The sequence below is a fragment of the Gramella sp. MT6 genome, assembly GCF_019357415.1.
Taxonomy (GTDB): domain Bacteria; phylum Bacteroidota; class Bacteroidia; order Flavobacteriales; family Flavobacteriaceae; genus Christiangramia.
The window spans coordinates 1398948-1425836 of sequence record NZ_CP048410.1; the positions used below are offsets into that span (position 1 = coordinate 1398948).

General features: G+C 34.1%; 28 protein-coding genes. 14 read left to right on the top strand and 14 right to left on the bottom strand.

The window, feature by feature from the left end; translation table 11 throughout:
- The first annotated feature begins 28 nt into the window (after positions 1-28).
- The 5 genes from G3I01_RS06365 (at position 29) to G3I01_RS06385 (ending at position 3368) form a co-directional block, all read left to right on the top strand.
- The gene (locus tag G3I01_RS06365; RefSeq protein ID WP_219552107.1) at positions 29-1372 is read left to right on the top strand and encodes a restriction endonuclease FokI C-terminal domain-containing protein; all 1344 of its coding nucleotides are present in this window, start codon (positions 29-31) and stop codon (positions 1370-1372) included.
- Positions 1373-1381: 9 nt separating this feature from the next.
- The gene (locus tag G3I01_RS06370) at positions 1382-1783 is read left to right on the top strand and encodes a hypothetical protein (RefSeq protein ID WP_219552108.1); all 402 of its coding nucleotides are present in this window, start codon (positions 1382-1384) and stop codon (positions 1781-1783) included.
- 15 nt (positions 1784-1798) lie between these two features.
- Positions 1799-2449 (top strand): hypothetical protein, encoded by a 651-nt coding sequence (locus tag G3I01_RS06375; RefSeq protein ID WP_219552109.1) that lies wholly within the window; start codon positions 1799-1801, stop codon positions 2447-2449.
- Positions 2450-2593: 144 nt separating this feature from the next.
- Positions 2594-2749 (top strand): hypothetical protein, encoded by a 156-nt coding sequence (locus tag G3I01_RS06380; protein ID WP_219552110.1) that lies wholly within the window; start codon positions 2594-2596, stop codon positions 2747-2749.
- A 10-nt stretch (positions 2750-2759) separates the two neighbouring features.
- The gene (locus tag G3I01_RS06385) at positions 2760-3368 is read left to right on the top strand and encodes an N-acetyltransferase (RefSeq protein WP_219552111.1); all 609 of its coding nucleotides are present in this window, start codon (positions 2760-2762) and stop codon (positions 3366-3368) included.
- Between the two features lie 210 nt (positions 3369-3578).
- On the opposite strand, the gene G3I01_RS06390 is transcribed toward G3I01_RS06385, so the two are convergent.
- From G3I01_RS06390 to ssb, 11 genes are all read right to left on the bottom strand, one after another.
- Positions 3579-4946 carry a ThiF family adenylyltransferase gene (locus G3I01_RS06390; protein WP_219552113.1) on the bottom strand — a complete coding sequence of 456 codons (1368 nt, stop codon included), beginning with the start codon at positions 4944-4946 and terminating at the stop codon, positions 3579-3581.
- Positions 4943-5386 carry a hypothetical protein gene (locus tag G3I01_RS06395; protein WP_219552114.1) on the bottom strand — a complete coding sequence of 148 codons (444 nt, stop codon included), beginning with the start codon at positions 5384-5386 and terminating at the stop codon, positions 4943-4945. The genes G3I01_RS06390 and G3I01_RS06395 overlap by 4 nt, the downstream gene beginning before the upstream one ends.
- A gap of 432 nt (positions 5387-5818) precedes the next feature.
- Positions 5819-6088 (bottom strand): hypothetical protein, encoded by a 270-nt coding sequence (locus tag G3I01_RS06400; RefSeq protein ID WP_219552115.1) that lies wholly within the window; start codon positions 6086-6088, stop codon positions 5819-5821.
- A 72-nt stretch (positions 6089-6160) separates the two neighbouring features.
- Positions 6161-7150 carry a WYL domain-containing protein gene (locus tag G3I01_RS06405; RefSeq protein WP_219552116.1) on the bottom strand — a complete coding sequence of 330 codons (990 nt, stop codon included), beginning with the start codon at positions 7148-7150 and terminating at the stop codon, positions 6161-6163.
- A complete protein-coding gene (locus G3I01_RS06410) occupies positions 7143-9002 on the bottom strand; it encodes a DUF2779 domain-containing protein (RefSeq protein ID WP_257710803.1) in 1860 nt (619 codons plus the stop codon). Before G3I01_RS06410 ends, G3I01_RS06405 begins: the two co-directional genes overlap by 8 nt.
- A gap of 769 nt (positions 9003-9771) precedes the next feature.
- Entirely contained in the window at positions 9772-10452 is a 681-nt protein-coding gene (locus G3I01_RS06415; RefSeq protein ID WP_219552117.1) for a hypothetical protein, read from the bottom strand.
- Positions 10449-12053 carry a type IV secretion system DNA-binding domain-containing protein gene (locus tag G3I01_RS06420; protein WP_219552118.1) on the bottom strand — a complete coding sequence of 535 codons (1605 nt, stop codon included), beginning with the start codon at positions 12051-12053 and terminating at the stop codon, positions 10449-10451. The genes G3I01_RS06415 and G3I01_RS06420 overlap by 4 nt, the downstream gene beginning before the upstream one ends.
- Positions 12054-12064: 11 nt before the next feature.
- A complete protein-coding gene (mobB, locus tag G3I01_RS06425) occupies positions 12065-13090 on the bottom strand; it encodes a MobB family relaxase (RefSeq protein WP_219552119.1) in 1026 nt (341 codons plus the stop codon).
- 1 nt (position 13091) lies between these two features.
- Positions 13092-13619, bottom strand: coding sequence for a BfmA/BtgA family mobilization protein (locus tag G3I01_RS06430; RefSeq protein WP_219552121.1), 528 nt, complete (start codon positions 13617-13619; stop codon positions 13092-13094).
- Between the two features lie 587 nt (positions 13620-14206).
- Positions 14207-14656, bottom strand: coding sequence for a JAB domain-containing protein (locus G3I01_RS06435; RefSeq protein WP_219552122.1), 450 nt, complete (start codon positions 14654-14656; stop codon positions 14207-14209).
- Positions 14657-14733: 77 nt separating this feature from the next.
- On the bottom strand, positions 14734-15093 hold the full coding sequence (ssb, locus tag G3I01_RS06440) for a single-stranded DNA-binding protein (RefSeq protein WP_219552123.1): 360 nt from the start codon (positions 15091-15093) through the stop codon (positions 14734-14736).
- A 1370-nt stretch (positions 15094-16463) separates the two neighbouring features.
- On the opposite strand from ssb, the gene G3I01_RS06445 reads away from it, so the two are divergent.
- The 3 genes from G3I01_RS06445 to G3I01_RS06455 are packed head-to-tail and all read left to right on the top strand — an operon-like array spanning position 16464 to position 17916.
- Positions 16464-16736, top strand: coding sequence for a hypothetical protein (locus G3I01_RS06445; RefSeq protein ID WP_219552124.1), 273 nt, complete (start codon positions 16464-16466; stop codon positions 16734-16736).
- 20 nt (positions 16737-16756) lie between these two features.
- The gene (locus G3I01_RS06450; RefSeq protein ID WP_219552125.1) at positions 16757-17065 is read left to right on the top strand and encodes a helix-turn-helix transcriptional regulator; all 309 of its coding nucleotides are present in this window, start codon (positions 16757-16759) and stop codon (positions 17063-17065) included.
- Entirely contained in the window at positions 17065-17916 is an 852-nt protein-coding gene (locus G3I01_RS06455; RefSeq protein WP_219552127.1) for a reverse transcriptase family protein, read from the top strand. Before G3I01_RS06450 ends, G3I01_RS06455 begins: the two co-directional genes overlap by 1 nt.
- Before the next feature lie 343 nt (positions 17917-18259).
- On the opposite strand, the gene G3I01_RS06460 is transcribed toward G3I01_RS06455, so the two are convergent.
- The 3 genes from G3I01_RS06460 to G3I01_RS06470 all read right to left on the bottom strand — a co-directional run bounded on the left by G3I01_RS06460 (position 18260) and on the right by G3I01_RS06470 (position 20404).
- On the bottom strand, positions 18260-19357 hold the full coding sequence (locus tag G3I01_RS06460) for a hypothetical protein (RefSeq protein ID WP_219552128.1): 1098 nt from the start codon (positions 19355-19357) through the stop codon (positions 18260-18262).
- Between the two features lies 1 nt (position 19358).
- Entirely contained in the window at positions 19359-20144 is a 786-nt protein-coding gene (locus G3I01_RS06465; protein WP_219552129.1) for a sigma-70 family RNA polymerase sigma factor, read from the bottom strand.
- Between the two features lie 80 nt (positions 20145-20224).
- A complete protein-coding gene (locus G3I01_RS06470; protein WP_219552130.1) occupies positions 20225-20404 on the bottom strand; it encodes a hypothetical protein in 180 nt (59 codons plus the stop codon).
- A gap of 110 nt (positions 20405-20514) precedes the next feature.
- On the opposite strand from G3I01_RS06470, the gene G3I01_RS06475 reads away from it, so the two are divergent.
- From G3I01_RS06475 to G3I01_RS06500, 6 genes are all read left to right on the top strand, one after another.
- Positions 20515-20925 (top strand): hypothetical protein, encoded by a 411-nt coding sequence (locus G3I01_RS06475; protein WP_219552131.1) that lies wholly within the window; start codon positions 20515-20517, stop codon positions 20923-20925.
- 243 nt (positions 20926-21168) lie between these two features.
- Positions 21169-22104: a hypothetical protein gene (locus G3I01_RS06480; protein WP_219552132.1), complete on the top strand. Its 936-nt coding sequence runs from the start codon at positions 21169-21171 to the stop codon at positions 22102-22104.
- Positions 22105-22270: 166 nt separating this feature from the next.
- Positions 22271-23029: a DUF2971 domain-containing protein gene (locus G3I01_RS06485; RefSeq protein WP_219552134.1), complete on the top strand. Its 759-nt coding sequence runs from the start codon at positions 22271-22273 to the stop codon at positions 23027-23029.
- A 157-nt stretch (positions 23030-23186) separates the two neighbouring features.
- Complete coding sequence (locus G3I01_RS06490; protein WP_219552135.1) at positions 23187-23405, top strand: hypothetical protein; 219 nt, start codon at positions 23187-23189, stop codon at positions 23403-23405.
- A gap of 17 nt (positions 23406-23422) precedes the next feature.
- The gene (locus G3I01_RS06495) at positions 23423-24193 is read left to right on the top strand and encodes a hypothetical protein (protein ID WP_219552137.1); all 771 of its coding nucleotides are present in this window, start codon (positions 23423-23425) and stop codon (positions 24191-24193) included.
- Between the two features lie 163 nt (positions 24194-24356).
- Positions 24357-26528, top strand: coding sequence for a hypothetical protein (locus tag G3I01_RS06500; protein WP_219552139.1), 2172 nt, complete (start codon positions 24357-24359; stop codon positions 26526-26528).
- The last annotated feature ends 361 nt before the right edge of the window (positions 26529-26889 follow it).

Here is a 26889-nt window from a genome sequence, read left to right on the forward strand (position 1 = left end):
ACTAACCACCTAATTTAAGCTCTAAATTTTGATAAACTCTTCAGCCAAAAGTAAAGTCCTTTCTTTATGGAATGACTATCAAAAAAGTTCAGAACCTATAACAACCCTGAAGGGAAAAGAAATCCCTGAAATTGATAAAAAGCGAATTCTGGCGATTGAGGATATTAAGAAAATAATCGCAAGCTTTCTTAATGGAGAAACCGATGTGTTTAGCTTTAAGACTTCCTTGGATAGTTACAATAAGCGAAATAATTTATGGGGATTTACAGCAGTCAAAGGACAGATGTTCTTTAATCAGCTGGTGCGAACCTATGGGGATGATGGGCAGAAATTCCCTAATTTATTAAAGGAGGTAATAAGGGAGCCTAAAGATTTAAATGAAGCACTTAATTTTATTGAAAAATTAGAGACCTACATTAGTGATGATTATGATAAAGCATCTGATAAGAGAAAAGTTCCTAAGCCTTCTTCTGTAGGATACTTTCTATCTTACTTCTGGCAAATTCATAATTATAAAAAATGGCCAATTCTATATTCATCTCTAATCTCAACTTTCAGTGAAATAGGTATCTGGGAGGAGAAGGAGAATCAAAAAGAAACATATCGTTTCTTTTATCACCTGAATGAAGATATAAAAGCTTTTTTAAGTTCTAAGACTAACTCCAAAATTGGAAATTGGGGAGTAGAGCATTGTTTTTGGAGTTTACACCTTAATAATCGCGCACCGGAACCCAAGACAAAGCCTAAGATAGAAAGTGAACCGGTTAATATTGAAGAAGAATCCAAGGTTACTCTTGCAAAACCAAATTTTGATATTCAGGATTATTTGATCCCTCTGCTTTCAAATCTTGTGGAGCTGGGTGAAGATCAGGAAAATACATCATCTAAAAAAGGACATTTATTCGAAAAGAAAGTTGCCCAAGCTTTTAATCAATTAGACTTTGATGTGGTAGAATTAGGTCAGGGAAGGGGAAGAAATCCTGATGCAATATTGAAATTCAGAAAGGAAAATATTGCATTTATCGTTGATGCAAAGGCTTATAGTAAAGGATATGATTTGGGAATTGATGATAGAGCAATACGGGAGTACATAAATGTTCATTGTCCTAAACTGCAGGATGATGGATTTAAAAAGATCGGTTTTATCATTGTCAGTAATAGTTTTAAATCTGATTTTGAAACCTTTATTAATGACGTAACCTGGAATACACCCATAAAAAGATTTATTCTCATCACCACCAGTGCCTTGCTCCATCTTGTAGCATATAAGGCAAAAGATAAATTGGATATAAATCAAATCACGGAGAGCTTAATTAAGCTGGGAACTTTAATAACTGAAAAAGAAGTTATTGGTGAATTTGAAGATGTTTAAATATCTCTGATGAAGTTTCTAGAAAAATATAAAGAGTCCGGGAAATTCTTTTTCAGGGCAAATGATAATCTTACCGAGGTCTGTAGTGCGCCTAGAAACAAAGCCGGGATCTATATTATATTTGCGATTAAGAAAGGAGAACGTAGATTAGTTTATATCGGTCAATCCGGCCGCGTGAAAAAAGATGGCGAGCTATTCATCAGACAAGACGGGATTAAAGGAAGAATCGTGAGAGGAAAAAGAAATGGGAGGCCAAGAAAGGAATTCTGGCTTGAAGAAATCTATAACCAAGAATTGGAAGCTTTAGAGTTTAATTGGTTTGTGACTCATAGCGAACAATTTGTTGACTGTCCTCTGGAATTAGAAAGAATCTTAATTAGTGACTATAAGCCTATTTGGAATAGAAAATAGGGAATAAGTGCATAAATGGAAGACATAGCTGCAGAACTCAAAAATATTATACCAAATTATAAGGAGGACAAGGAGATAAATAATGAAAACTATTTATTGAGCTATCACTCCCTGATTACTGAAAATATTAGGTCTAATAACAAGAAGATTACCCGCAATTCTCTCGGGATGATAATTGTCCTTACGGTCTATTTTTTATTGTTCTTTAAAGGTCCCGATGCTTTGAATTTTGAATCTTACTTTGGGATACAAGATCCTGGAATAATATTCAATTTTTTGCCTGTTGTATTTTCTTTTTTATATCTGCAGAATATCACCATCTGGAATAATAATATCAATCTTATTCCCCTTTTTGAAAATTTGAGTAAAAAAATGTTCAATTTGGGAGAAATGACTGATACGGTAAATGTAATCAAGCCTTTTTCATTGTTACATCATATTCTTAATTATCAGTATGAGAATAAAAGGGTTATTGGGATTCTGAAAATTCCCACCGGAATAGCCTTTTTGATAATACTATTTTCCCCTATCATTTTAGACATAATTTTCCTGATTTTACTTCTATACAATAATTATTTAGAGATTATACCTGTGGTGTGTTTTAGCATACTTCTGATATTAACCATAACAACCGTTGTTCAGGCTTTAAATTCTCATAAAAATTGAATTATTCTTGGGTAGGCGAAAGGATTATGAAAAATCTAGATTTACTCCTTAAGTTGGCCTTTTGATGCATTTCATCGATTATCTGGTACTATATTTGTTTATAAGTAATTAATATAACTACTTTTGTAATACATTTAAATGATTATGGCAATAACGATTAAATCAATTCCGGTTTTAAAAAGTAAGGCAGCAGCTAATTTTAGAAATAAAATAGCTGAAAATGATGCCCGGCGTTCTTCTATTGATTTTTCTAAACAAACTTCTGTTGCCAGCAAAATTTTAGCCAAAGCCAAAATCTAAATTTCTGCTTTTGGGCTTTCTCCTAGAAAAATGCACTCTCAAACCTTATAATCAAGAGATAATTGATTCGTGCAAAGCATTTGACTGCGACCACGCTGATTTAAATGACTTCTTCAAAAATGATGTGCTGGATTATTCCGATCAACTTCTAGGAAAAACATACTGCTTTACATTAGATGAAGACCCTTCAATAATTGTTTGTGCTTTTACAATATCAAATGACAGTATTAAAACCACCCATTTACCAAATAGCCGTAAAAAAAAGCTAATTAAGGAAATTCCTAGACCGAAACAAATGCGAAGTTATCCAGCAGTTTTAATTGGAAGACTTGGTGTTAATAAGGAGTTTAGAACTATTGAAGGTGAGGAAGAGCGAATTAGTAGGCAATTAATGGATTTCATAAAATCTTGGTTTATAGACGGAGCGAATAAAACAGGCTGTAGATTTATTGTTGTTGACTCCTACAATGAATTTGGTCCTTTGAGGTACTATAAGAATAATGATTTTATAGAATTGTTTTCCACAGAAGTTCAGGAAAAAGAATTTACAGGTTTAAGGTCTTCCGATGAATTGAAAACAAGGTTGATGTTTTTTGATTTGATTCTTTTAAAGGCATAAAACTTTATAGAAATTTTGAGCAGGTAAAGCGTTGTTCATCATGTCGTTGTATAAAACATATCTACAAAGGTTTTTTTGTATTTAAAATTTCCCTTTATAAATATAGTTTCCAGGAAATTATATGCGAGGGTTTTTATTAAAAGAATAGTAATGATTTTTAACCTCTCTCAGTGGAACTTTAATTAAAATATATTTCGCTAGAAATTCGATTTAAAATGAGGAATTCCAGATTTCGTTTGCTATTGATGAATAAGATTTATCGTTGCAAAATGCACATTCTAAGTTAGTTGGTAAAGTTTGCTTAAGTTTAAAATTCATGTTTGACCAAGGACTCAACCGCCAATAATTGAAAGAATCTTTTTTTTGTTGATGCTTATCAACAATTAAAAGGGTTAAAAAAGCCCCCGCCAAAGCAGATACGAAAGCTAAAGGAGCTAGAACTTGTTTTGTTTCTGAAGTCATTAAATTACCTTCTCCGCATAGTTGCTTAAAGAGAGTATCATAAGGTAATCCTTCAATTTCATTAGATGAAATTGAGAACTTTTGACCTATTTCTTCAGCAGTTTTTTTGTCAATAAATTGCATTTTTACCTTATCTAATGAAACTCCAAAAGTTTCTGCAATATGTTTTTCATGTGCATTTTCCTGATTTTCTTTTACATATACACACCCCATACATGCATTTTCATTTAATGGTCTCTTATGGTAGTGTACTACTATTTCTTCAACACCTGTAGTTGATGCATCGAAAACTTCAAAAGGTATTTCATATTGCAAACTCCTACGGGCTCTCCTGCTGTCAACTGCGACAATTAGTTTTTTTAACCAAGGACCATCTGATTTATCCGGTATATCTTGCAATCTATTATCTAGCCCAATTAAGTTTAAATTTTTAAAATGATGTTGAGCTTTTTCAGCAAGGATTTCTGCTTTGTTCTTCTTTGCATCTTCCTCATCAAAAAAAAGACACCTGTTTAAATTGCTGTCACTTACATAATCAGGATCTGAAATACTTAATTCTCCACTTATATTGAAATATTTAAGTCCATATAAAAATGAATTGCCTATAGCACCTGCTCCGGCTAGATACGCTTTTCCAATATTTATATTATCAATATTATCTGGTAAAATCTTTTCGACATCAAGGATTATAGAATTTGCAACATTTATGGGTAAACTAGATGCTACATTTTTTAAAACCATAGCAGAAATGTAGCATGAGCCTAAGAAAGCAAAAAAATCGTGCTCTAAATAATCCAGTTTGGACAAATAATTGGAAGATGATATTGTAATTTTACCATTTTGGTTTCTCCCTATAATCACGAAGGGCCCGTTGGTTACTCGTGATTTATAATCTGTGACAATTTCGCAAGAATAATCAACATTTCCTTCAAACGTACTATGAACATTTTCAAATGTCTTACTTAAAATAAGGTTTAAGTCATTTTCAAGATTTACAAATTTTTTGTCTACATTAATTAGTATTGGAGAATTAATGATTTTTTCACTATTCTCTTCGTTTTTACCAAGCAAGTTTTGCAAGGTTAATTTGTTTTCTTTACGAGCTTCTTTATTCATATTAATAATAGATTGGAATTATTAATTTTCTTCCATTCATTTTTGCTTGTTAAAGAAAAGGAAGCCACATTTTCTAAAAAGTTATCAATCGTGGTGGTTGCACAAAAGTAGGGTAAAACTAAGGAGAATGCATTTAAGTGTCTGATGATTGCCCATTCATCGTCAGCCTCGGAATGATAGGCTTCAAATGGATGGGTATGTATTTGAGCAACTATTCTAAATCCGCTTTTTCGCAGTTTTTCCAGAAGCTGAATCATTCCTTCTTCCGGTATTTTGAAATAATGAAGATCACAAATTTGAATAGGATCAAATATTTCTGCAACTATGCAATCGCCTCCTTGAAAGTGGCCTAACCATAGCAATACTTTCTCTTTATCTGGAGAAGATTTAAGAAGTTCTAAAGTTTCAACTACTAGATTTTTTTTTACTTTAAGATCCATCGCGAGTTTTTAACCATGCATTAAAAAATTGAGTAAATAACCCACCAATATTATAGCTAGATTTACCCCTGTAGTTTTCCCAATTATCATTTAAGTGGCTTTGATGGGTATGATATTCTAAGGAGCCAGGAGAGCAAATAAATGGTCTTCCTGTATTCGGATGCTTACCCCGATTAAAAACAGCAGTTCCAATTGGTACCTCAGTGGGATCTAAATATTCCCCATTCTCTTTTAGTAACTCTATTGATGGGGGGTATTCATCAAAATCCTTGCAAATAAACCTAAGTCTGAGAGGTCTTCTATTGGTAGAATTGAAAGTGATGTCAATTACAGGGTGCTGAACAGAATTAATAGTCCAATTCCTTAATTCTAATAGTTTATTTGGAAAACATGAAGTCTGCTCCTGAAACTTATGTTTCGAAAGATTGATATTCATATTCCTCCACCACCTTCAATTGGTCCATAATCAATAGTTATTTCTTCGGTAAAATTATTCTCCAAAAAAGTTGATTCTGGATTTATAACATTTCCGTTTACTTTAGCTTTCCACTTGTCAGTAGAAACAATATTCAATTCCTTGGCAGCCTTCTGTAAAACTATTTTAATTTTTTGATGCAATGGAATTTCTACAAAATCCTCTCCAGGATATGAACCACTTGTGGTTACAACACTTACCTTGATAAAATTTTCTTGATCTTTCATGATATATTAATTATTATGAAACAAAGAAAAGGCGATATGACGCAATCTATTTGCGCCATGAATTTTTTTGTGCTAGTATTGGTTAAGTGTGTCTTGAAGAATATGCTTGATCTTTAATTTTAAGCTATCCGGTGAAATAACTTTAACTGCATTTCCGTAACTCAAAATTTTGGAATGAAGTTCATGAAAAGGAATAATTTTTAAGCTGAATCTCATTTTACCATTTTTTTCTTCTATTAACTTTTGGGATTTATGAATAGGAGATGTTAAGAGATATTTTCCTCTCCAAGAATCAAATTCTAGAACAACATCTTCTATTTTTCCGTCTGGAACTGAAATACCGAAAACATGATTAAAATAATCCTCAGGATCAAAATTCTGGACATCTTCTTTTAGTGATGTAGTAATTTTAAAATTGTTTATCCGATCAAGAGCAAATATGGTGATGTATTCCTTTCCCTGAATTTTAGCTACAAGGTACCATAGATGATCAAATTCCTTTAAAAGTATTGGAGTTACCGTGTGATTTTTTGACTTTTCCGAAGTATGCTTTAAATAATCAAAATTAAATTTAAATCCTGAATCAAAACCTGCAATAATTTCTGGAATCAAATCACTTCCTTTAAACTTGTAAAAATTTTCGGGCTGTATTACTATTTTATGTGATGTTTTTCTCTGACTAGTTTCAATTTTTACTGCATCAAAAACTTTATCAATAGCATTTGTAAAGTCTTTGAATATTCCAATATTTTTATAGTGTAATAATGTTTTAGTGTAGAATAGCAAAGCATTTAATTCTTCATCTTGTAATTCTATTGCGGGAAAGATTTCATCAATATCTTCTGGATAAAAATATGCCTTCTTTTTATTACAATATTCAATGGGGGCATGCAGTTCCAACTCCATGTCCCTTAAATCCTTATTAATAGTAGTGGCACCAACGGAGATGTCGTGTCTTTCATATAATTTCTCAATTATAAAGCTTGTCTTTACATAATCATTATTCCTTAATAGACTATCAATAAACCTATGTCGTATATAAGCATTTTTATTATTAGGCATCTACTAATTCTTTAAGATGTTCATAGATCATCACCATCGCAAGGGTGTCCAGTTCGCAATATTTAAGCAATGAGTTTTTAATTTCTAGCCTTTCTTCCTCAGGCATATCGGTGTACTGTAATTTACCGTAGGCGGTCAATGCTGCTCCCCCATCTGCAATATTTTCTATCTCTGAAACGGTAGCATCCAGTTGCTCCTCGTCCCAGTCTTCAAATAATGGTGGTAAGGATTTATACGGACTTTGAGTTTCACCATCCTTTTCCTGAAGCCAAATATGGTCACTCTCAAAGTTTCGGGAGCTTAACCCGATTTCGGCTATAGGCCGGGAATATTTTTCCTGAAGCAGTTCCGAAGTTTTTAAAGCTGCAGGAAGTACGGTCTTTATTGAATTGGATCCTCCCATATGCAGACTGTAATAAAAATCAATGATCACCTGGCACAAATCGATCATATTGCGATCTCCAGTCTCTTTTCTAACATCATTTTTTCTCGGTTGGGTTATTGATTCTATGAATTGCATCAATTCTACCCGATCTGTCTCAATAGATTCATTTAACTGATCATAAATTTGATTTAGAACCGAGTTTTCATGATGCGAATATCTGAAGACACTTCCCTGATTTTGGGATAAAACTTTTTTTAACTCCCTGACTAATTCGAAATTAGGAAACCTTCCTGCTTCAAAATTTATATATTCCGATTCATGGTCTATCTTACCATCTGCACTAACGGTGTGATGTGAAAACTGAAATGCGATCTGTTCATATGGCCGTCTACCTTGGTTAAATGGTAGAGCGCTCATGGAAGTTTCAAAATCTATGAAATTAAGAGGGTATTTCCAGCCAGCCATTTCCCTCTTAAGATCTTCCTTTAAAAGAAAAGGCATGTAATCTGAACTGACTGTTTTCTGAGTCTGAATCCATTGTCTCTCAGAATTTGAAATTTTCCCCGCTTCCGGTTTTAGCCCTATATCCTTTTCATCTAGATCTTTTAGGAAATACTTTTTCTCCTTGAAAAACTTCGGACCCTTCGTATAGTGCAGCTTCCAAATTTCCCAGGCCATGGGAATACAAAATTCTTTATCTGACCATCCTTTTTGCGTTTTCCAGCATTCCTGAAAACCCGATTTCAATCCTTCAGCTTCCTGCTCGGAAGTAGTTCTAAATTCACAGCTTTTACAAGCCCAGGATACCGGATATCCAAAATATTCATTCCTCTGGTAATGATCGGCAAAAGTCTTAATGGATTCCTCAAAACCCAGTTCCTCATAAACCCTATGTTTTCCGGCCACTATATCGTTCAAGATTTCATCAACATTGATATCTCCCAGGACCGTTCCGCCCGTTTCCTCTAGGCTGTTTACTTTTCTTACTATTCCGGTTCGATTGTCAGCCTGTTTTGTGATCCGGAATAATTGATTTAATCCATCAATTTTTGCCTTTTTGCTTATATCGGCCAGTTTGAGAAAGGATCTGACCTTATATTCAGGATGAGATTTCTGTATCACATACCGCTGAAACGCAATATCGAATAAATAGGGTTTCCATTCGCTCTTCATTCCCCCTCTAGAACCTACTAAAAGGTAATCATCATTCGGATCGTAAGATTTTGCTTTTACTTCTATAAGTTTAATATAATCTCCTTGTTTAACCAGTATATCTGTTCTAATAAAAAGATTTTCATACCTAAAAGCAGCTTCAAAAATCACTATATTCTTTTGTTGTAGTAATTTTTGGGTTTGGTCCACCAGTAAATTATAATCCCAATCGTTTTTTTCAATTAAAATTCCGTCTGGGTATTCTAATCTCGCCAATTCCTCAACTTGAAATCCACCTTCTGCTAGAGCTTGCAAAAATTTGTCTTCTAATTGCTGATTTGCAAACTCTTTTTTATTAGTATAATGGAGTTTATTTGGACATTCTAAGGCAAGCTTAAAACGGGATTTGGTTAAATATCTCGGTTTCAAATTTTCCGTGGTTAGTGGTGATATAATTATAAGCGGCTCCTTTATGTAGGGAAGATAGAGCGATCATAAAGATATAAAATCTGTATAAAACCTAATTCTTAGTGGCACATAAACTTCCTAAAACAATTGTAAGATTTGTGTATTACGAAAGGTAATTTAAAATCCACATCTTGCAAGTGCTACATTTTTCAAGTCAGCGTAATGATACATCTGGTATATTTACCCCCGTAATTCTTCACAACGGCTTACAAAAGTTATTTTCTTCAAAATGGCAACTATAGGAGTGGATACCATATATTTTATAAAAGTGCTCAATAAGGGTCATTGGCAGGGATCTATAAAAATAAAAATATTGGGATCTTAGTGGCATCAACCAGTTTCGGCGATTGACAAGGGCTCAGCAAAGAAAGCCTTATAGAAAAAGTAATATTCATGCTACCGAATGAACAACAAATGTAATTTCATGTACATGTATTTTTAGACATGTACAAGAATTCAATTTTAAGTACACGTTCAAAATTATAGTTAAGCTAATAATTGGCTTATTTAAGTAACTTATTTCCGCCAGTAATTAGTTCATAAATTTAGATTGTTCACGATTCGTGAACAAAGTAAATACGTGAACAAATGGAAAAAGAGATTAAAAACGCAATTTTCATAGTGGCTCTCCATAGTTTTTATCCTGACTGGTATCCATGTTTTCCCTAATATGGGACGGCGCATTAGGTCTTTGATCATTTTTCATTTCATCAGCTTTTATCATCCAGTTTCGGGCACAGGCCTTCCAGTTTGTAATCGGATGTTTATCATTTAATTTCCAGCCTATGGATTCGTAAAAATTATAGAATTTTTTAGCCTCCAGAGAGCTTCTTTTTTCAGACTTAAAATATGCTATAACTACTTGTTCATTTTTTGGACATGTTTGTTTAAAAGAGTTTATAAAAGGTTTATTCTTATGTTTATTAAAAGAGACCATTTTTTGGACAGGTACCTGTTCAGAAACTGAACAAGTCCTGTCCATTTTTTGATCAGGTAATGTATCAAATCTGAACAGTTCCACGAGTGTCCCAATTTTAGGACTATTGCTTGGACGGTATTGAAGGTACCCCCATATTTTTAGCTCCTGAATTAGTTTATGATAGGTCGTCCTGGAACGTATTTTGGCCAGTGCCATCACTTGCTTACTGCTCACCATAATCGTTTTCGGAAAGTGTTTTTGATTCCACAGCTCAAAAAAAGCCAGGTATAAACTGCGATGAGATGACGATATGTTTTCATCATCAGAAAATTTCCGCAAGACTCCGTTCAGATGGTGTATGTAATTAACCTCCCTCACTTTTTTCGGTTTTCTGCTTTGTAAATCGCTTTGGCTTCCCGGTATATTTTCTGAAGATTCAATTCCATCTCTTCTGGAGAGAACTCATGTTTAGGGGTCGGTAATTCTTTAGACCAGTTGGGTGTGGCGAATTTTACTTTTCGGTCCTTACCATCAGCAAAGCTTACGAACTCACCCGGTTTTAATCGAAAGAAAACATCGGCCCTAACCTTGGCCACTTCCCGTTCACTTTTGGTGGTACGGGTGTCGAAATTCAGGTTGTCACTTTTACTTACGCTGATACTTTTCCGCTTCACAATCTCGAAGAAACTTTCGTAGTATTTGGCGGTATCGGGGTCATTGACCTTCCCGAAAAACTGATAGGACAGATTGCTAAGGATCGCTTTTCCTTCTTCTCTACCATAGAGGATATCATTCTGTATTTTATCCTGGATGACATAAACTGTAGCCATATTATAGCTTCTCAGCGTGGCGGGGATACGATGCATGTTAAGCAGGCGGATCGTGGAGGCCTCTTCCATGAGGATAAACGAATTAAGTCGTTCATGTACACACATCTGCTTGGTAATACTATGGATGATGGTCGCTACGATGGGGGAATAGGCAGATTCAAACTTAGGATTATTCACCACTGAAATCACCCCGGGATTTTCAGCATTATTAATATCCAGGGGGATCTCATCTTCAGATAACACCATAAAGATCCGCTGCGTACTTATTTTCTTAAACGCATTGGAGAGCGTACTTTTTACCGAAGCCGTCTGTTTTTCAGAATCCACCCCGTTAATAAAAGCATTGGCCATCGCCTGGGAGGTATAGTTGGAACTTAAAAAGTCTACTAATTCATAGGTGGTTAACTGCTGGAATAAAGCGATCAGATGCGGCAGGGTACAATAGCCGGGATGATCGGTTTTAAGCTTCCAGATGAGCCCTCCAATGATCCCTTCCGCGGCATCGTTAAAAAACTTTGAGCTTCCGGAGGAACTACTTTCCTTTTTCTCCAATAAATTTTCCAGTAGTACCCGGGAGATCTCATTCACGCTTTCTTCGTCCTGCATATAACGAGGGGCAATGGGATTCACCTTGTGGTAAATCCTATCAAAGGAAATAATATAGAAAGGCATTTTACTTTCTTTGAATAGGGGATAGGCAATTTTGGAGAGTTCAAAATTTTTATAGTCATGGATAATCCCGCAGAAAGTTCGCCTGCTAAAATATTTTAGAAACTGTGCCACGACACTCTCGGTCTTTCCACTTCCCGCAGCTCCTATAATGGAAACTCCGCGCCGGATGTCTTTTAACTTTATCGACCCGGAAGAGAGTGGCATCCGGAAACCATATTGCCTGGTTACTCGATCCCTTTCCCTCTTCAATAACCATTCGTTAAGTAAAATATTGATGGTTATAAGGGGAATAAAATAGCGTATAGACAGGACCACAAACAGGTCAAAATCAATACCGAAAGGAAAACTGATCACCAGAAGTAAAAAGAGGATCAGAAAGTTGATGATAAAACCCCAGGAGGTATTTTTCAGGGTAAAGTAAAATAGGCTACCCATGGCAGCATTTAAAAAGAGGATCAAAAGTAAATTAGAATTCATAACACATAGTTTTAATAACTGATAGAACTTGATTTAATACCAGCTTCAATGATTTTTTTGAGTTGTTTATAAGCAAACCCCACTTTATTTTGGGGCAGGTGTAATACAGGAAGGTGTAGCCCTGTTTGACGGATCATTTTAAATGCGATCTTTTTCTCGTTGATCCCCAATTTGCTTAAGGATACAAAGTATTGTTTAGGATCTTTGGTCAGCAGTTTTCTGGCCGCATAGCTTTCCACATAGTTGCGGTTGTACTGAAACATCTTATCGAAGGCTTTTTCCGAATTCTGAATAAAGAAGTCCCGTTCAAAACCCCGCTTCACTATTTTTCCATGCATCTTTACTTCCGAGGCTTTGTATTTGCTCCCCGGGGAAAGGCTATAGGAATTGGAAGCATCTTTTCGGCTTACGATGATATGGATATGACTCTGCAGGCCTTCTTTCTTCATGCCCGGTTCCACCACCTGTCCCCGAATCTTATAAGGAGCATCCCGGACCAGCTTTCGGATGTCGTTTTCAATTTGGCGGATGTTTCCAGGGACTTCCCCGCGCTCTACTTTACGGAGCTCATTTTTTAAGTGCGCAATTTGATTGCTGTAGGGCTTGTTTTCCCGAACGGCTACATCATTGCTCTTATAGGTGCGCTCATGTTCCAGTTTGGCGAAATATTTAATATCGTCTACACTAATAGGTTTTCCGTTAATCTCCCGATGAAAAGAGCTGGCATATTCTTTCATGGCTTCTCGAACAAAACCACGGAGTTTTTCCGGATTGTTGTGAATATGTTTTAATTCGTACTGGCTGGGATTGATGGTAATAGAATAATACTTGGGTTCCTTGAGTTTTAACTTGGCCGTGTTTCCGTCGATCTCTTTAATTACCTGGTAGGGTTTAATTTTATCCTCATACTGATTAAAAAAGTATTCTTTGTCCAGCGGATCCTTTCCCTGGTTTTCCTTTTCCAGGTATGTCACAAAATCTCCAGCACTTTGTGAAAAAGCGCCGCCTAATTTCTGAGGGGTGATGGTGATATACATGTTAAGTTCGGCGTTTGAGGGCTACTTTGAATTGTTCGAATTCTGTTCTGGGGATATTTAATTTCAGATAATCTGAGCCAAAGGCATTTCCCTTTATTTCTACATGTTCCAGTAGGTATTCCAGATCTTTTTTGGTGGAGTTCAATACATCTTCAAGGCGTGAGATTTCTAATACCAGTTGTTCCCGGCTCTTTACATCGGAGGAAAGAACCTTATTCTTTTCCACTATAGAAGGTTTGGAAATAGAACGTTCTTCCAGGAGTAAATTCAGCATGAGTAAACCGGGTTTAGTCTGGGTCTTTTCAATATTTTTAAGGATGGCGATCACGGCATCGATCCTTTTTTTGATGAGTTGCTCGAGGCTAACTTTGGAGGGCACTAAAGTTTCAAAAGGAGAGAGGTTATTCTTTTCAAAAAAGTCCAACATCAGGTCTAAAGTTTCGGACTGGTTGCTATTGTTTTTCTTAGAAAACTCCCGAAACCTTTCTGCCGTTTTTAATGATAGCTGAAGTCTTGATTTTGCGGTCATGGATACTATTTTAAAAAATGCTGGTTATAGCCATCTCGATTTTACTACTCATTCCAGAGGGGTATATCCACCAGGGTGGATAGTATCTCCGGCTCACTAATTCGAAAAGCCTTTGAAAATGGGGCTTTAAGAATTAAATCAATCGAATAACACCGTGTAACGTGTTACCGTCTTGCTCTTCGATTTCGTCCCGCCTGCGGGACAAAATTTTCATACAAGTTGGTTTGCACCAACTGCCTTTTTCAGGACTTAAAAAATCCTTGTATTATTTTTTAGGTATTGTAAAAACGAAGATCAAATCAACCGGATTTCTGTAATTCTACGATACAGAAAGTCAACACTTTAAGTTAGTGTTTCCGCCTATTCCAGTCAACTGAAATATTCATACAGGCTGGTATCAATTAGACCAATTTGATATCAAAATCATTATTTGCCTCAAATTGAAGATGCGGCGACGGCAGATTTTCAGTTTTTAAGTCTAGAAATTGATCAAAAGTTGAAGGCTTCGGAGGATTGATGGAAAATTAAAAAAATTAAAAAAAGGTGATCTACACAGACCACCTTTTAAAGTAAGGGACAAAAAAGGTTCATAGCATTCCTTCATCGGCAAAGGAGTAATAGTCACCATCGGGAGTTAAGATCAGGTGATCGAGGAGTTTGATATCAAAATACCGGCAGGCGGTTTGAATTTTTTCAGTAATTTTCTGGTCTGCCGTACTTGGACGAAGGGTTCCTGAGGGGTGATTATGGCCAATAATTACTGACACCGTTAAGCTTTTGAGGATGACAGCAAACAGAATTCGGATGTCCACGAGGGTTCCGGTGATTCCGCCTTTAGAGACCTCATAAATGCCTTTTACCTTATTGGCATTATTCAGGAGTATGACTTTAAAACATTCCTGCAATCCTATCTGGTCCTTATCCCAATTATTATACAGGATAGATGCGGCGCTCTCAGAGGAAGTTATCTTAGGAGCCTGGTTAATTTTAAAATTCCCCTGATATCTTATGGATATTTCGTTAACTTTGGTTTTCATGTTTTCTAACTTTTAATGTTTAATAGTTTAGAAAAGAATAAGAGGGCGTGAGTGGAGATCATCGCCCTCTTTCTTTTTTATGAATTGCCTTCATTTCCGTTATTCGTATTCCCTAAAAGAAGGATTTCGTTTGCGACTACTTCGGTGACATATCTTTTTTCACCTTCATTAGTTTCATAGGATCGAGAAGTAAGTTTTCCCTCAATGGCAATTTCTTTTCCTTTGCCTACGTATTGCTCTACGATCTCTGCGGTTTTTCCCCAGGTTACGATATTGTGCCACTGGATATTTTGTACTTTTTCTCCTTTTGAATTTTTGAAGAATTCATTGGTAGCAATAGAGAAGGATGCTACTTTTTTACCGCTTTCAAGGTTTCTAACTTCGGGAGCATTTCCCACATTTCCGATTAATTGAACTTTGTTTCTGATAGTACTCATAATGTGAAGTATTATGGCCTGTGACCAGACCTGATTAATAAAAATTGATTTACTTTTTATATCCGGAGCTTTTCCTTTTTGATCTTTCGTTCTGATTGCGGATATGTTTCTATGTGGTGAGCTCATGATATTCTTATTTGATTTACTTCTTGCAGAGCCGTATGCTATTTCCTTTTTTGATGCAGATACAGTTTCAGGATATAGAATTAGAGAGGGATTATAAAAGGGAGTGCGTAGCCGACCGGCTTATGCAGCCCGGCTAACTTCTATATCCTGGTATTTCGCATATAAAAAAGGAAAGTATAGGAGCGATTAGAAGTTGAAAAAGGAAAGATGAGTGAATGTGAAACAGGCTAAAAATCAGAATATTTCCAAGAGATTGAGATTTTGTGCAGACCCCAATTAATGATTCGTAAAATTAAGTTATACAGGTTTTAATAATTTATCCGACTATTAAATTCTATTCATACATTAGAGAGCCTTACCTCCATTTCAATCTGAATCCAGCGAACTCCATCCAAAATCTTCGATCTGGAATGGAGCGTTCCAGTTTTTCCTCGGGTTAGCGGAATGGAAATCGAAATTTTTGAAGGTGTTCAAGATCATTTTTGAGAAGCGCTTTTCCCGGAATGAAGCTTTTGCGAAATGTAGTGGGAATGGGCTGAACTGATATTAAGTAAGTATAACTAATAGAGGTATTAATTTTGCGTGTATATTATCATTCTCATAACTTAATTCCAAATCTTGGGGTATTGGAAAATAAGATTATTACATTCCATTGCAGGCGTTGTTTGGTAAACCTTAACGTACAAAACTCAAAAAATTTTATTAAATGAATTAAAGCTTAATACTATATTCTAAGGCATTAAGAAATGGGTGAGTTTGATTTGCTATTATTAACCCAAACAGCGTAAAAAATGCGTAATTCGTCGAAAAGTTATACTCACAGTTAATTTTTGTATTTAAAAATTTGGTCTTAAACTTTGTTTTTCATTATATTTGGACCATAAGTTCTTTGAAAGTGTGCTCATAAGTAATAATTAGGTTTGGTCCGATTCCAAAATGTGTACTTGATTACACGGTATCCTACACCTTTTTACTAGAGGAATTCTTAATCGGTCGCGCCGTATCGCTTTTAGCTTATTGCTAAGGTCGAATGCATCAATGCTGGAAAGAAAGATGAAGAAGCGGTAACAAGTAGAAAAGTTGGCGAGATTGAAATCACGCGAAGAAAGAGTCGCGAGACAACCCTAGATACCCCTAGATTAGACTAATTAAAAAGAGTTTTAGAAGTCTTACTTAAAATTAGAAACGGAATGAGCTGTGATAGACACGGCCATTCCTAATTATTAACTTTAAATAGTAAGCTTATGAAGCACAGAAATTTAGATTATGAATTTGATGAACTCTCAAAACTATTGGAGATCATCCTTTCAAGGAACCGCAGTTCTTTGTCAATTACCGATGTAGCTCGTTTAGAAAGGTGTATAGCCTTGACGGATGAGTTGAAGAAAGAGCCAAGCCAATCGGGTAGGAAAGATATTATGAACAGTATAGTCCTCAAACTTCTAGAGTTATTTTGTAAACCTGAAGTGATGGAGCAAATACAAAATGTCTTGAATCAGCTTGGAAACTTAGATTGACCCGTTTTTAATTTATTATTATGGATATGAACTTAGGTGAAGCCATACGAAACCAGAGGAAAACATTAAAGATTACACAGAGTGATTTAGCTAAAGCATGCAAAATCACTCCGTCATACCTTTCTATGATTGAAAAAAACAAAAAGGAACCTAATTTATCTACTTTGAAAAAATTAAGTGAAAAACTGGAATTGCCATTACCAGTCCTATTCTTCAAGTCCCTAGATTCATCTGATATTCCAAAGGAAAAAAGAGATGCTTACAACCTGGTCAGTGATTCGGTAAATAACCTTATAAATAATATTTTTCTAAAGCCCGATAGTAAGTAATGATCTACTCTGAAAAAGAGTTAGCTTACACTCTAGGCTTTGATCCTGGTGATCTACGTAAGGTCATTAAAAATATTCATTCTTATTATAAAGGATTTTCAGAAATTAAATATGATAAGAATGGTAAACCCAAGGTGCGCAAAGGTCAAATTCAGAAAAGATATTTCAAATCTAGTCAAGGTGATTTAAGAAAACTACAGGATAGACTTCTTAATAGAATACTTGTAAAAGTGCCTCTTCTTCCAAATCTAAAGGGAGGAATGAAAGGTGAAAGTGGAGTAATAAACGCTAAAGTTCATAAGGGTAATGAATTCATCTTTCAAACAGATATACAAAGTTTCTACCCGTCAATATCAAGAAAAATGGTATATCAGGCGTTGAGAAGCAAGGGCTTTTCAAAACAAGTAGCTAACTTAATTACTGATTTAACAGTTATTGAATCTGGAGATTCACTAAAAGGAGAAACCTTGCCACAAGGTACTCCAACTAGCCCAGTTCTCTCAAATATAGTATTTGAAAGAACTGTAAAGCAGATATTTAAAATTTTTAAGGACCAAAAAGTGGAATTGACAACTTGGATAGATGATTTAACGATTTCCTCGAACGAGGATTTTCAAGCTTCCATTCTTGATGTAATTAAAATTATTGGTAATGACGGATTTAAGATCAGTAGAAAGAAAACTACCTATAGGCACGGTAAAACTATCATCACTGGGGTTCTAATTGGGCATTCAACGATGAAAGTGACGAATGACTTTAGAAATAGGGAAAGAGGATATTTGACTGATATTCAATTAAATGGAATGCAGGCTTATAAGGATTACATCTACAGAATAGATAAAAATCTTTAATAGAAAAGCCTCAAAGAGATTATTATGTATACTCCAATCAAATTCTGTTTAAACAACAAACTTAGAGTATGTGATAATTTTGTTTTTAAATTCAAACAGCCCATACCTTTAATTAAGTGAGCCCACGCGCTGTATATACTATTTGCATTCAGTGAGTGTATCCTTGACCTCACCTTGCGGGTGTACAGGCACCCTCATTTTATTCTGTAAATCTGTTTTTGAGTTCTAGCCTAGAAAATCTTAATTATAAGTGTCACTCACGCGTTGTATATGCTTAGGGCATTCAGTGAGTGCCATGGTAGACCTCACCTTTCGGGTGTACAAGCACCCTCAATAATTAATTTCAATCTATAATAAGTTCAATGCCTGCTTTCTCTGCCTTGTATTTTATTTTAGTCATTAGTTCAAAGTAACTCCAGTTTCTCACTATAAATTCTTCCTCCCTGGCTATTTCTGATTTTTCATTTTGATTCAATAATAGAAGAGTTCCCGCCTGATGTTTAACGCAGAAATCTATGAGTCTCCTACTATAAACATGAAGGCGATTATGAACATAATTTCTCTCGGTATCACGAAACCTGGTCAGAGCTTTTGTTTTTCTTTTACGTCCTTTGCCAGATCTGGCATATGTAACTCCCTGTCTGGTTCTTTTTATAGCAGCTTGTATAGCAAGTCGTCGGTATAAAAATTCTTCCCGGTTACCAATGATGTGCTTCTTACTACCAATTTTTACTACGATAGGATATTCAAGGGACAAAGTAGCCTCGGCGATCACTTCCGGTTTAAGCTGGTGATTTTCTTTTTTAATTTCGAACACCGGCAGCCAGAAAATCTTGCCATCCTTAAGTTTAATATGAGAGGTACATAATTTGAGTTCTCCCTTCATAACTCTTTCCAGTAAAACTCGCTTATCAGAAAAGTCTTTTCCCAAATAGGTCTTTAAGGGTATTTTGAATAACCGAAAACAGAAAGCTCTATTCTCTTCATTATAGGTTATTTTACTCATGCCTTCTATATCGAATGGAAAAGCCATATCCCTCCTAAAATTTTTTAAAGAACGCTCACCCTTCCAGTATTCGAGTTTTTCCTTATTAAAAGAGCTATATAAGCTACTTTTTAGATTAGTTAAAATATTGGTAGGGATTTCACCTTTAAACCGGTTGGATACCACCCGATAAGTGGTATGGATTCGGGAACCATTTAAAATGCCGAGATCGTCCTTTTTTTCATCTGCCAGTTTATACTTAACCTTTTCTGATAAATAGAGAAAGTCCTTGATCATTTCCTGAACGTATAGATGAGTGATCATAAAATTAGCTGCCCGATAAGCCCTGTTTTGCCATTGGTAGAGTGTATCCAGCGCTTCCTTTCGCTCTTCTTTCGAAGGCAGGTCTATCAGCACCTGGATTTTCCGCGTCAATTTCATCGTTTCCTTTGCCATATCAAGCCAGTTCTAATTTATCACTGTGTTTCTCCTGCATTAACTTATAAGCCGCTGCAAATGCAGCATGTACTTGCTTGTGAGATAGATTAAGTTCAGTGGCAATGACTTCAAAGGAATATTTCTTTGTACATCGCAGCTCCATTACTTTTTGTTGTTCAGTTAAAATTTCATCCTGAACTTTTCCTTTCACAATAGATTGCGGCTTAGATTCTGGTTTACTATCATGGTTGAGAATATTTTTAAGATCCTGAATGGCTTGCTTTACCTCATTACTGGCTTCGGTTATACTTATTCCCATTATCCTGGCAATCACCTTATACCGAAACCCATATTTCAAACAGAGTTCAATAAGTCTTTTTCGTTCTGGGATTAATAAGGGTAATACTTTTTGTACGAGTTCAAAATCTTCCTGTTGAGATTCATGGTCCTTCTGGTTCTGGATATCTTCTTTGGGATCATACCCTGCAAGATAATCCTGATAGTTCTCATAGCTTTCTAAAGAATTTATCTTCTGAAAGAACTTACGCTTAGGGCTGGTATAATAAGTATAACATTCTCTTTTCATCACCATTCTCAAAAAGAAGAAAAGATGTTTCTCTGATTCGATCTTATCCCGGTTCGACCATAATTTTAAAAAAGTATCCTGGACTAAACATTCTACAACGAAATCATCATTGATAATTCCTTTGCCCAACCGGTAAACCATACGGCTGTATCGGTTATGTATAAATTTTAAAGCGGCAGGATGATCCTGTGATAGTAATTTATAATAATCATGTGACATAAAAACATTCTTTTGTTGAGTTATTTAACCAGATCGATGTATTCCTGACGGAGGTACCTATTTTTAAAAATTCTAAAACCTTACTTCCCGAACTTCAGGGCTTTTTCCACTTGTTCTAACATTTTATGATATTCTGCAATTAATTCATCTGCATATACCGGAGTTCTATCACCGCTAAGACAATATCTTATATAACGAGGAGTCACTTTGTATTTACAAGCAAGGGCTTTTACTACACCCGTGTTATAAGTTTTCTTCATAAATTACGTAAGTTTGCCTGTTCGGTGTTTTGTTCCTTTATTCGGAACAGAACCAAATATAGTTGATAATTTTCAACTAAACTAACTTTTTGAAGATAATTATCTTCTATATGAGAAATATTTTACAAGTTTTTATAGATATTGCCCACAATGAAGGGGTTACTATTACCAGTTTAGAAAAGACAATTGGTGCTAGTAAAGGTGTTTTATCTCGGGCAATTAGTAAAGGCACAGATATTCAGGCAAAGTGGTTATTAGCATTAGTTGATAATTATCCCCGTTATAGTGCAGAATGGATTTTAACAGGAAATGGTCCTATGCTTCAAATGGATTCCAAAGAATCAATTTTTAATGAAACTGATCCAAGTGTTCTGCGCGAGAAATTGGTTAACCTCCAGAACCAAATAGATGCCCTGGAAAAAGCAAATAATGCTTTAGAAGATGCCAATGATTCTTTGAAGGAAACGAAAGCAATTCTTCAGAAACGTATTGCAGAACTTGAAAACAGTTCAAAAAACTAAGTTTATAACTTAAATTTTAAGCGTAATTAGCCCGCGAGGTTTATTACGTTAAATATTTTCTCTAAAATTACTGCCAGAATAAAAATCCATCACTTTCAAAATTTGAACTGTCGTTTCTCTACCTCTCTCTTTTTTAACCACCTTCTTTATATGTTTTATTATTTTTAGAAATATCTTTTCTTAACCCTCAAAATTATTTACAAAAGGATTATATTTTAATAGATATAATGAGTTGTGCATAATATGTTTGAAGAGCCGAACTTTTTTTGGAAAAATTTCAGATTAGGAACTGAATTACAAAGTTCAGGAACCTTCATTTATAATGCTCTTTATTTTCTTGATAAACTAGAATACCTCAGATTTGAAGAAGATATATTTGAATTTCTTTATAATACTTCTCAAGGAATAGAAAGGATACAGAAAATTGCAATAATCTTATTGGATCATAACGATGATACTAATCAGGAAAAATTTGAGAAAGATCTCATAACTCATAACCACATAAATCTTCACGAAAGAATAATTGCTAAAAAGGAACTCAATTTAAGCAGACTACATAAAAGATTTTTAGATCTCCTTTCAAAATTTTACAATTCCTATCGATATAACAGGTTCAATAAATCATCTGTTTATCACAAAAATTTTGATAAGTATGAATTTCTAAACTTTGTTAGTAGTGAACTAAAGATTGAAATTGATCCAAGATATGACTGTCTAGAAAATACAATTCAGGTAAAAAAGTTTCTTGGCAAATGCGTAGGTAAAATTGTTTGCAAATTATACGAATTGATAAGAAATAGGGCTTACGACATTGGAACTTTTACTTATGAGATTCGTTATCAATCAAAAGCCTTTAAAATATTCACTAAAAAGCAATACACCTTTGAATCTGAAAATAATTTCAAAAAAGAAATAATAGTAAGTCTGATAAATAACAGTTTAAAAGACGATTTCACTGATTATATAAAAACATTAAAATCTCTAAATTTTGAAAATCACAACTCTTCATATTATATAAAATATTTATTGAATGACATTGAAGATATAAGTGTCTTGAGTGAATATGAATATCTTTTATATGACAAACAAGTACCAAAAACCCGAAATGAAGAAATTGAGAGAATTGGAGAAGCTCAATATTTAAATAATGATTGGGATGGGATGGACGAAGAAGAGTAGTTTAGCATACTATGCACAACCACGCATACTGCAAATGGCGGGTTTCAGAGAAAAGAACTAAATTAGTTTCCATAATTAAACAAACCGTTAAGCCCAAAACTCCGTGTGCTAATCTGCGCACACTGGTTAATCGCGGCCGTTGGGCATCATTAATTAGATAGATTCAGTGAAACAAGAAGTTGAAATTATTGGACATCCATTTTTATTTAGATTTCGACCTGATAATGAGAATACCTTAGATGAAATTGAAAATTCTTATATATTCTTTCCAGATAGAAACTTATTAAATAATCCATTTGATTCGAGCCCTGATCTAATAAATTTAATTTCAGATAAAATAGATTCAACTGAATATTTTAATTTTTACAATAAAAGGTTGCCTTTAGATATTGATAAAAGATTTCTGAAAAGAAATTTTACACCAAAACAACTAATGGAATTGACAAAGGAGAATATTCCAAAATATTTAGATTCATTTGGAATTGCCTGTTTTTCAATGACACCATATATCAACATGACTTTATGGGCCAATTATGCAAATAATCATCAAGGTATTTGTATTCAATATAGATCAGATTACGATGAAGGGTTTTTCAACAATATGAGGGTGGTTAAATATTATGAGAAACTTGAAAAGATAGATTTCAATCCATTGGAAAATGAATTCAAAATCCAAGATGTTTTCTTTATAAAAGATAAAAGTTGGGATTACGAAAAGGAACTTAGAATTGTAAAATTTAAGAAAGGAAAAAAACCAATACAGAATAAAGCTATAAGAAATATCGTATGCGGTTATAAAGCCAAAGATGAGTTTATTGAAAAACTTGTAAAACTTGTAGATAGAGCGCAAATGGATATCGGAATATATATAATGGATAAACCTAAAAAGCAATATGGAGTTTCTCTAACTAGAAGGAATAAATGATGCTCAATATCATTTCATCGCCAATAGCCGGCAGCGTTAGAAAGAAAATAATTAACTTGACTCGCGAACCAAAACTAAGCCGGCAAATCCGCGTCCTTACTCCCGCAACTTGTGAACCGCAAACTGGTAGCTGCAACCCGAAACCAAAATTCTAATTATGGAACAATTTGACGATTTTGAAGAATATAAAAAATTTCAAACTGAGTGGGCTCTCTTAAATTTGGTTAGAGAATTAAGAGGCATCTCCAATAAAGGTGCAACGCCTACATATTATAGTTCAATTAAACTTGCTCAACAGGTTATACCTGAAATCTTTAATGATAAATCGTTGATCGTTGAGAGACATCACGAACCCATTTGGTTGACAAAAGGATGAATGTTTTAAATCAACAATTGGCAACAGACATCCAAAATAAAGATCTTTTAAAGAAAGAATTAAATAAGCTTCAAATAGTTCGTTCAATGTTGTTGCCAAGAAGTATCCAAGAAGATTACATTTTGGAACACGATGTAAAATCAATGAAGTTCGGAGTTCAACCAATGGATATTAAAGCGAAATCAACAGATTATAAAGTCTCAGAAAATAGAGTTATAAGAGTACGATTGATTCATCCAAATGAAGGTGAACAATCAATGGGGGCGGATTTAATTTATGAGCAATACGATCCAGAAAAAAAGAAAGTCCGCTTTATAATGATCCAATACAAAATATGGGATGGAGAATTTTTATATTGGTCTCAGGCAAAAAATTTAGATCCTCAAATTAAAAAATTGGAAGACAATCTTTGTAAGAAAGGATTTTGTCATTGTGAGTTGGGACGAAATCATTCAACAGATTATAGATATCCGTTTTGTTCCGCATTCCTAAGACCTACAGATAAATTACAATTTAAGGATAGTCCTTTTACTTCTTCCGGTATGCACATCCCAATTTGTAGAATTAATGGTGTAGCTGTAGAGTCTAAAGAAGGAAATAAAATACTAAGGAAACAGAATATGAAGCATACTTCTTTATCTCATAAAGTTTTTGAAGAAAGCTTCAATTATAATCAAATTGGTAGTCGTTGGATGACCTATGAAGAAGCTGAAAAATTGTACAAAGAGCATAAAATTCTTGAAAATGATGAGAGAATTATAGTTCACGTACAAGAACTAGAAATGTAATCAGGCTGCAGCTAACAACTAACTTAAATATGCGGTACCGTTAGATAGAAAATAATTATATTTCCCAAGAAACTAGGTCTTAAGCCGACAACGTCGCGTACCTACTCCGCAAACTTGTATAATGCGAGAGCGCTAGCGCTGATTTCTTATAAAAAACGTTCGAATGAAACAGATTAAAATTGATTTTGAAAATTGCTTTGGAATTGGAAAATTAAAACATCAATTTGATTTTGAGAAAAGTAGTACTCACATAGTTTATGCGCCAAATGGGACAATGAAAACTTCTTTCGCAAAAACATTCCAGTTAGTTTCAAAAGATGATCCTAGAAATAAACCCTGCGATCGAATATACAAATCAAGAGTTTCTAAATATGAGATTCAAAATGGGGAATCCGAATTAATTCCAGATGACATTTTGGTTGTAAATGCCGAAGATGACAGTTTTGATGCATCAAGCAAGATCAGTAGTTTTCTTGCACGCAAAGAACTAAAAGATGAATATGACAATATTTATCAGGAATTAAATGAATTAAAGGTTGAATTCATTAAAAAATTGAAAGGCATATCGCAAAGTACTGATTGCGAAACTGAATTCATAAATACATTTTCAGAAAAGGAGAATTCTGAATTTTTTGAAGTTCTTTCTAAACAAATTAATCATCTCAAAGATGAATATGAGGAATATGATTTTCGTTACAATGATATATTTGATAAAAAAGGGAATGTGAAAAAATTTCTTGATAAGAATCAAGCAATTTTAGATCAATACGTTAGCAATTACAAAAATATAATATCGAAGTCGAAATTCTTTAAAGAATCAGCCAATAATACATTCGGCACTTATCAGGCAAATAATATAATAAGATCAATAGAGGATAATTCTTTTTTTGAAGCTGGGCATAAATTTATTTTAGAGGATGGAACTGAAATTGATAATGCTGAAAATTTAAAGGCTATAGTTAAGGAAGAAATCGAAAAAATTTTAAATGATGAAAAACTAAAAAAATCATTTGAGAAAGTGGATAAAGCTATTGGTTCAAATGCAGAATTAAGGGCCTTTAAAAAAGTTATTGAAAAAAATAATTTGATATTAGTAAAACTGAAAGATTACGAAAAGTTTAAACAAGAAGTTTGGTTTAATTACTTTTCTGAAATTAAAAAAGAAGCAGAAGAATTAGTAGTTCACTACAAAGGGAAAAAAAGTAGATTAGAAGAGATTATTAAAGAATCAAAAAAAGAATTTGAAGTATGGATCAAAATCATAGAAACTTTCAATTCTAGATTCCATGTTCCCTTCAAAGTTAATATTGTTAATCAAGAGGATATTATTTTAAAAGAAGAAACTGCTAATTTAAATTTTGATTATTCCGATAGAGAAGAAGACCCTGTAAAACAAAATCGAGAAAATTTATTGACGATTTTGAGTAAGGGTGAGCAAAGAGCATATTTTATTCTTCATTTTTTATTCGAAATTGAATCTAGAAAATTAAGGCCTAATAAGAATCTTTTGATTTTTGATGATGTAGCAGATTCATTTGATTACAAAAATAAGTTCGCCATAATTGAGTACATAAAAGAAATTCACGAACAAGATCATTTTAAAATAATTGTATTAACACATAATTTTGACTTTTATAGAACCGTTGCTTCAAGATTACATTTGGATAGAGATGTAATTTATATGACAACCAAAAATGCTCAAAATGAAATAACTTTTCATCCAGGTCAATATATAAATGACGTCTTTAGTTACCTTATCAGAAATTATCAAAATCCGAAGTTCTTTATAAGTCTAATTGCGTTCGTACGAAATTTAATTGAATACAGTGAATCTAAGAGTAATGCCGACTATTTAACTCTTACAAGTTGTCTACACAGAAAAGAAGAAACGGGCGACTTAATAGTAGATCAAATTTTTGAGATATTTAAAACTAGGTTGGTCAAACTGCAAGATAAAGCTATAGCTTTTGGAGAAAAAAATTTAATTGACTTTATAATTGAAACAGCAGATTCAATTTCGGATGAAGATGCCGATGAAATAGCTCTTGAAAATAAAATCTGCCTGGCAATAGCTATTAGATTACAAGCAGAAAAATATTTAATTGATAAACTTCCAGAGGTAGATCTATCAGATATTAAGAAAAATCAAACTCAAGTTTTATATAGAGAATATAGTTCTAATTATCCCGATAGTGAAGCTATAATTACATTAGATAAAGTTAATTTAATGACACCAGAAAACATCCATATGAATGCCTTTATGTTTGAACCATTAATTGATATGTCTATAAATCATTTGAAACTTTTGTATAGAGCCGTAAGTAATTTAAACTAAAGAAACTATTGCTAACAGTTCATCGCAATAGGCGACACGATTAGGTTTAGCATTTAGATTGAAATCCTTAAGGTGAATAATGGATAACATATGTTTTATAAATGAAATGAAATTTTATTTGTCTAGTCGAAATAAGATATTGTATATTTGCCAGCCCTCTTTGAAAATTGAGGTTGTTCTTTAAAAAATAGATTCGTAATAGCATCGTTTGCATTTAAATGTCACCATTAGGATATTTCCTACTTTTAATAATGTTAAAATTTGTTAAAAGGTGACGAATTCGGTGCTCCTAAAATATAGGTCCTTGGAGGGGCCTATAAATAAAGACATTGGGCGATTCGTTCGAGTCTCGTCCAGACCG

What these genes read in the sequence shown, in the direction of transcription:
- G3I01_RS06370 (WP_219552108.1), top strand. Translation starts at nt 1,382, where the DNA reads ATGAAGTTTCTAGAAAAATATAAAGAGTCCGGGAAATTCTTTTTCAGG.
- G3I01_RS06375 (WP_219552109.1), top strand. Translation starts at nt 1,799, where the DNA reads ATGGAAGACATAGCTGCAGAACTCAAAAATATTATACCAAATTATAAG.
- G3I01_RS06380 (WP_219552110.1), top strand. Translation starts at nt 2,594, where the DNA reads ATGGCAATAACGATTAAATCAATTCCGGTTTTAAAAAGTAAGGCAGCA.
- G3I01_RS06390 (WP_219552113.1), bottom strand. Translation starts at nt 4,946, where the DNA reads ATGAATAAAGAAGCTCGTAAAGAAAACAAATTAACCTTGCAAAACTTG.
- G3I01_RS06395 (WP_219552114.1), bottom strand. Translation starts at nt 5,386, where the DNA reads ATGGATCTTAAAGTAAAAAAAAATCTAGTAGTTGAAACTTTAGAACTT.
- G3I01_RS06400 (WP_219552115.1), bottom strand. Translation starts at nt 6,088, where the DNA reads ATGAAAGATCAAGAAAATTTTATCAAGGTAAGTGTTGTAACCACAAGT.
- G3I01_RS06405 (WP_219552116.1), bottom strand. Translation starts at nt 7,150, where the DNA reads ATGCCTAATAATAAAAATGCTTATATACGACATAGGTTTATTGATAGT.
- G3I01_RS06420 (WP_219552118.1), bottom strand. Translation starts at nt 12,053, where the DNA reads ATGAATTCTAATTTACTTTTGATCCTCTTTTTAAATGCTGCCATGGGT.
- mobB (WP_219552119.1), bottom strand. Translation starts at nt 13,090, where the DNA reads ATGTATATCACCATCACCCCTCAGAAATTAGGCGGCGCTTTTTCACAA.
- G3I01_RS06430 (WP_219552121.1), bottom strand. Translation starts at nt 13,619, where the DNA reads ATGACCGCAAAATCAAGACTTCAGCTATCATTAAAAACGGCAGAAAGG.
- G3I01_RS06435 (WP_219552122.1), bottom strand. Translation starts at nt 14,656, where the DNA reads ATGAAAACCAAAGTTAACGAAATATCCATAAGATATCAGGGGAATTTT.
- ssb (WP_219552123.1), bottom strand. Translation starts at nt 15,093, where the DNA reads ATGAGTACTATCAGAAACAAAGTTCAATTAATCGGAAATGTGGGAAAT.
- G3I01_RS06445 (WP_219552124.1), top strand. Translation starts at nt 16,464, where the DNA reads ATGAAGCACAGAAATTTAGATTATGAATTTGATGAACTCTCAAAACTA.
- G3I01_RS06450 (WP_219552125.1), top strand. Translation starts at nt 16,757, where the DNA reads ATGGATATGAACTTAGGTGAAGCCATACGAAACCAGAGGAAAACATTA.
- G3I01_RS06455 (WP_219552127.1), top strand. Translation starts at nt 17,065, where the DNA reads ATGATCTACTCTGAAAAAGAGTTAGCTTACACTCTAGGCTTTGATCCT.
- G3I01_RS06460 (WP_219552128.1), bottom strand. Translation starts at nt 19,357, where the DNA reads ATGGCAAAGGAAACGATGAAATTGACGCGGAAAATCCAGGTGCTGATA.
- G3I01_RS06465 (WP_219552129.1), bottom strand. Translation starts at nt 20,144, where the DNA reads ATGTCACATGATTATTATAAATTACTATCACAGGATCATCCTGCCGCT.
- G3I01_RS06470 (WP_219552130.1), bottom strand. Translation starts at nt 20,404, where the DNA reads ATGAAGAAAACTTATAACACGGGTGTAGTAAAAGCCCTTGCTTGTAAA.
- G3I01_RS06475 (WP_219552131.1), top strand. Translation starts at nt 20,515, where the DNA reads ATGAGAAATATTTTACAAGTTTTTATAGATATTGCCCACAATGAAGGG.
- G3I01_RS06480 (WP_219552132.1), top strand. Translation starts at nt 21,169, where the DNA reads ATGTTTGAAGAGCCGAACTTTTTTTGGAAAAATTTCAGATTAGGAACT.
- G3I01_RS06490 (WP_219552135.1), top strand. Translation starts at nt 23,187, where the DNA reads ATGGAACAATTTGACGATTTTGAAGAATATAAAAAATTTCAAACTGAG.
- G3I01_RS06500 (WP_219552139.1), top strand. Translation starts at nt 24,357, where the DNA reads ATGAAACAGATTAAAATTGATTTTGAAAATTGCTTTGGAATTGGAAAA.